Origin of the sequence: Nostoc sp. DedQUE08 (assembly GCF_034530895.1) — a bacterium.
Lineage (GTDB): Bacteria > Cyanobacteriota > Cyanobacteriia > Cyanobacteriales > Nostocaceae > Nostoc.
Genome location: NZ_JAVRCD010000075.1, coordinates 30,320 through 35,915, shown reverse-complemented (window position 1 = coordinate 35,915; position 5,596 = coordinate 30,320). Strand labels below are relative to the sequence as shown.

At 45.4% G+C, this 5,596-nt stretch carries 3 protein-coding genes; 1 reads left to right on the top strand and 2 read right to left on the bottom strand.

Annotated features, from left to right (window positions below; genetic code table 11):
• Positions 1 to 377: 377 nt before the first annotated feature.
• Positions 378 to 833 carry a Fur family transcriptional regulator gene (locus RMY64_RS32190; RefSeq protein WP_012407750.1) on the top strand — a complete coding sequence of 152 codons (456 nt, stop codon included), beginning with the start codon at positions 378 to 380 and terminating at the stop codon, positions 831 to 833.
• A 131-nt stretch (positions 834 to 964) separates the two neighbouring features.
• On the opposite strand, the gene RMY64_RS32185 is transcribed toward RMY64_RS32190, so the two are convergent.
• Positions 965 to 2,095, bottom strand: a complete 1,131-nt coding sequence (locus tag RMY64_RS32185; protein WP_322675202.1) for a peptidoglycan-binding protein — start codon at positions 2,093 to 2,095, stop codon at positions 965 to 967.
• 9 nt (positions 2,096 to 2,104) lie between these two features.
• On the bottom strand, positions 2,105 to 5,596 hold a 3,492-nt coding region (cobN, locus tag RMY64_RS32180; RefSeq protein ID WP_322702154.1), incomplete at its 5' end, for a cobaltochelatase subunit CobN.

Genomic DNA, 5,596 nt, shown 5'->3' with positions numbered 1-5,596 from the left:
TCCTTGTTTTCCCTGAATTCACTTCTTGGCAACCTTGTCAATGCGTAAGTCCTATGGCTTACAGCAAATAATTAGCATTAATCTGTATAAAAGTTGTCCCCAATCTTTGCTCAGATATCTTGAAGGTGGGGAGCAACTAAGAATTCAAATTTAACTTATGCGAAATTCAAAGTCAAGGGATGCAATCGTTACAAGTATCCTAACTATTAGCTGTATGCAAATTAAATGCACTACAGCTGATTACTTGAATTTTGCTCAAGATTTGATGAATTGTTCTTAAATATTTAGTAAGAATTCTCAATAGGCAATGATTGTTGCAAATTGCTCCCAAGATTTGTTATATTCTCAACTAACAAGCTTTGTTGAGAACTATTAGTATGACTGTCTACACAACTACTTCACTCAAGGCAGAACTGAACGAACGAGGCTGGCGTTTAACTCCCCAGCGCGAAACAATTTTACACATTTTTCAAGAACTTCCGCAAGGCGAACATCTGAGTGCGGAGGATCTTTATCATCGGCTCGAAACTGATGGTGAAGGGATCAGTCTGTCAACTATTTATCGGACTTTGAAGTTGATGGCAAGGATGGGAATTTTACGGGAATTAGAATTGGGCGAGGGACATAAGCATTATGAGATCAACCAGCCCTATCCCCACCATCACCATCACTTAATTTGTGTTCGATGCAACTCAACTATTGAGTTTAAAAATGATTCAATTTTAAAAATTGGGTCAAAAACCGCTCAAAAAGAAGGTTTTCACCTCTTAGATTGTCAAATGACCATCCATGCAGTGTGTCCCAAGTGCCAACGGGCGCTGATGCCGCTTTAGCACTTGGGTGGATAAATAAGACGAAACTACTCAAATTAACCAAATAAATGGAATCTGAGCAGTTCGTAATTTGCTGTTACTGGAGGCAAGCAACCAGTTGGGAACTGATACTAACGACACCAAAGCGGATGTTAAAAGCGTCCGCTCTTAAGATCCTTAAGACTAATCCCGTAGAATTCTTGGGCTTGTTTAATCGCTTTTTTGGTGTCATCTGCCATCACACCATTGAGCTTGCCTTTATAAAAACCCCGTTCCCGGAGTCGGGTTTGAATTTCTAAGGTATTAAATTCGCTTTTGCTAGTAGTATTAACTGAGCTATATAACTTAGCTCGCGTAGTTGGGCCAGCAACACCACTTGCTGCTAAGAAATTAGCCGCCTGAAATCTCTTTACAGCATCAGCAGTGTAAGGGCCATAGTAGCCATTTGGCTCTCCCTCTAAATATCCTGCTTGGATCAATTGTTCTTGAACAATTCTAACTGGCTCACCGCGATCGCCTACACGAAGTTTGTCTCGATTGACTACCTTTTTGGGAGCCTCTTCTCCATCACCAATGCCAGTTTCTGGCAATTTAGCTAATGTTGCTGGTCCAACAACACCGTCAACGCTTAATTTGTAAGAATCTTGGAACCGCTTGACAGATTCTTCGGTAATTGGGCCAAATATGCCTGTGGCGTTTCCGTAATAGAAGCCTGCGATTCTTAACCGTTCCTGTAAAGCTCTGACATCTTCACCTTCATCCCCCTTAGCAAGGTAGTTAGGATTGCGGCGTTTGCTGGTGGCTGAACTAGTAGTGCTGGACTTTTTCGCTTGTGCGCTTACAGCAGTAGTTCTTTGAGCTTGTGTAGCCCTAGTTGTAGGCTTTTTCGCTTGCCAACTTTCTAATTTTTGCAGAGTGCTTGTTCCAACAATGCCGTCTACTGGTAAACCAGCGGCCTTTTGAAAGCGCCGTACAGCTTCTTGGGTGGATGCGTCATATACTTGGGTAACAGAAGATTGGTAAAAACCTGCTGTTCGCAACTTTTGTTGTAGATTTCTGACAGAAGGGCCTCGATCGCCTTTTTCTAGTGCCATGACGCTGCTAACAGCGCCAAGAATAGATAAAGACAGAGCAAGGGGCAACATATACTTCCAAGCCCTACCTGAAAGCCTTTTCCAGTCTGGTGCAGCTGCGTCCTTAAACAAGGAACTGAGGGAGACCAATTCACTGGGTGTGCTGTCTTCGTAGGCGAAAGCTAGGTGCAAATACGCAAGATTCTCCATATTTGTTTCCTACACCATTGATTTTTCTTCGATAACTGCTTCAGCTTGATGTACTAGGTTCCTCAAAGCTTCTAATGTTCCTATATTTACATCCTCCCATAAATTGCGCTTGTGTGCTTCTAATAATTTTTCAGCAATATCACGCAGTGCGTAAGGGTTATTTTGCTGAATAAATTCTACAACAACTGGATCGAGTAAATAAGCATCTACTATGCCTTGATACATGTAATCTTCAGCACATTTTGCGGTTGCATCGTAGGCGAAGAGATAATCTACCGTCGCCGCCATTTCAAAAGCTCCCTTGTATCCGTGGCGCATTACTCCTGCAATCCACTTGGGATTAACTACGCGAGAACGATACACTCGTGCAATTTCTGCTTTCAGTTGGCGAACGCGTGGTTGGGCGGGTATAGAATTATCTCCAAAGTAAGTTTGGGGATTTTTTCCCTGTAGAGAACGCACGGCTGCTGTTAAGCCACCCTGAAATTGGTAATAATCATCAGAATCGAGTAGATCGTGTTCGCGGTTGTCTTGATTGTGCAGGACTATTTGCATTTGAGACAAGCGTTGTTTGAAGGCTTCGGTATTGGGGACTGGGGACTGGGGATTAGGAATAATTTCTGCTCCTCTGCTCCCCTGCTCTCCTGCTCCTCTGCTCCCCTGCTCCCCTGCTCCCCTGCTCCCTTGCTCCCCTGCTCCCCTGCTCCCCTGCTCCTCTGCCAAGTTTCCCGAAGAATAGGCGTAAGAACTCCAGTTAATGTAGGCGCGGGCTAAATCTTCGTCATCTGTCCAGTTTTGCGATTCGATTAAACCTTGGAGTCCGGCGCCGTAAGCACCTGGACGAGAACCAAAAATGCGATAGCGCGATCGCACCACTGCTTCTTGTATAGTTAATCCTTGGCTTGTCCACAAATCAGTCTCTTGGCGAACTGCATCTGCTAAGGGATTTTGTTCTGGCGGTTCATCTAAATCTGCTACTGCTGATACTGCTTGAGCGAATAAGTCAATCAAGTTGGGAAAAGCATCGCGGAAGAATCCCGAAATTCGCAAGGTGACATCTACACGGGGACGCCCCAAAATCGCTAAGGGTAAAATTTCAAAATCTACTACTCGCCGTGCTGCACCATCCCAGACTGGCTGGACTCCGAGTAAAGCCAAGGCTTCGGCAATGTCATCACCGCCTGTTCTCATGGTGGCTGTTCCCCACAATGATAAACCTAGTGTTTTGGGATACTCGCCATGTTCTTGAGTGTAATATTCTACGAGAGTTTCAGCGGCTTTTCTGCCGATATCCCAAGCTGTCTCTGTGGGAATGGCGCGAATATCGACAGAATAAAAGTTTTTCCCTGTTGGGAGAACTTCCGGGCGGCCGCGTGTAGGTGCGCCAGATGGAGCGCTTGGGACATATCCGCCATCGAGTCCGTGTAATAAATGGGTGATTTCTTCGTGGGTTTGTTGTAAGGCTGGGAGGAGGCGATCGCTTATCCAGTTAAGGGTAGTGCTGAGTGGGGAGTTAGGAGTTAGGAGTGAGGAGTTAGGAGTTATGAGTTGTTCTACTAAAAGGGCGGCGTGTTCTTCTAGGGCTTCGACGAGATCGCCGAGGGTACGGCATTCTGTGCCATTGACTATTGAGTATTCACCGCTAGGCATTGACAAATCGGCTGTGAGGGGATCGAAGTCTAGACCCCAATCTTGAGCGATCGCACGGGTAATACCTGGAGAATGGCGATTGGGGATGCGAGCGATCGCTACTATTAAATCCCTCAATTGTCGTCCTTGGGGACATTGCCCAAAAATGTGCAACCCGTCGCGGATTTGGGCTTCTTTTAATTCACAAAGATAACCACCTATGGAATTCAAAACCAGAGATTCAGACTTAAAAATTTCTGTTTCATTTTGAATTCCTAAATCTAGATGGAGATTTTCTTTGATTACCAGTTCGTGGATGCGATCGCGAATTACTGGCAAACGCGAAGGATCTAAACTGTCGGCTTCATAATACTCATCAATTAAATTTTCTAACTGTTGCAAAGAACCGTAGAGTTCCGCGCGAGTCATTGGCGGCGTGAGGTGATCTATAATCACCGCTTGAGCGCGACGTTTGGCTTGGGAACCTTCACCAGGATCGTTGACAATAAACGGGTACAGGTGGGGAAGTGCGCCGAAAGCTACTTCTGGATAACAATTACTCGATAAAGCCACACTTTTACCCGGTAGCCATTCTAGATTTCCGTGTTTTCCCACATGAACTACAGCATCAGCACCAAAAGTTTCTCTAACCCAATAGTAGAAAGCTAAATAAGCATGGGTTGGTTCTAAATCCGGCGCATGATAATTCAAGCTGGGGTCATTATCATAACCCCTTGCAGGCTGAATTCCCACGAAAATGTTGCCGAGTTTAATTCCAGAAATGGGGATTGGGGATTGGTTATTATCTTCATCTCCCTTCTTCCCATGCCCCATGCCCCATGCCCCATGCCCTATTCCCCACCTTTCACTAATACCTTGCTGAACTGCTGGCGGTAATGAAACGAAATATTCTTGATATTCTTCCCAAGAAACACTTTGGTGTACCGGAAGCAATTCTCTACCTTCTGGATCGTTGGTTACACCATCTGTCAGCCGTTGAATCAACTCGTCTCCTTGAGCAGGTGGATTTTCTACTTCATACCCAGCTTGACGTAAAGCTTGCAGGATTTCTACACAACTTGCTGGGGTGTCGAGTCCCACACCATTGGCGAGGCGGCCATTGCGGTTGGGGTAGTTTGCCAGAATTAGGGCAATTCGACGTTCTTGGGGTGGTTTGGAACGTAGACGCGCCCAATTTGCTGCTAGGTTAGCAACGAACTCGATGCGATCGCTCACTGGTTGATAAATTACCACATCTGTTTCTAAATGAGGATTACGAGTTTGCAATGCTTTAAAAGATACAGCACGAGTAATAATCCGCCCATCTACTTCTGGTAGCGCCACATTCATCCCAATATCGCGGGGAGAAAGCCCTTGAAACTGTGACTCCCACTGCTCAATCGATCCGCCACTGAGGATTACCTGCAACACAGGCACATCTAATTTTTGCCAAAGTTCGGTTTGGGGTGTTTCGCTTTCCAAGCGTGCTAAAGAAAAACTAGTGGTATTTAGCAGCACGGCTATTGATTCGGCTTCTTTGGGTTGAAAAAATTCACTCAACTCAACTTGCACATCTGGTTCGCGCAATGAAGAAACAAATACTGGCACTGGTTGTAAATTTTTCTGTACCAAAGCTTCGCATAAAGCATCAATTACTTTAGTATTCCCTGCTAAATAATGAGCGCGGTAGAAAAGGATGCCGACTTTGGGCATTGGGGATTGGGGACAAGGGGACAAGGAGACAAGGGGACAAGGGGACAAGGTGGATTCATCCGGTTCAAAGGTGGATGAACGAGTATCTGAGGTGGATTCATCCGGTTCAAAGGTGGATGAACGGAGTTCTGAGGTGGATTCATCCGGTTCAAAGGTGGA

Coding starts and splice junctions, on each gene's coding strand:
- RMY64_RS32185 (WP_322675202.1), bottom strand. CDS start 2,095: ATGGAGAATCTTGCGTATTTGCACCTAGCTTTCGCCTACGAAGACAGC.
- RMY64_RS32190 (WP_012407750.1), top strand. CDS start 378: ATGACTGTCTACACAACTACTTCACTCAAGGCAGAACTGAACGAACGA.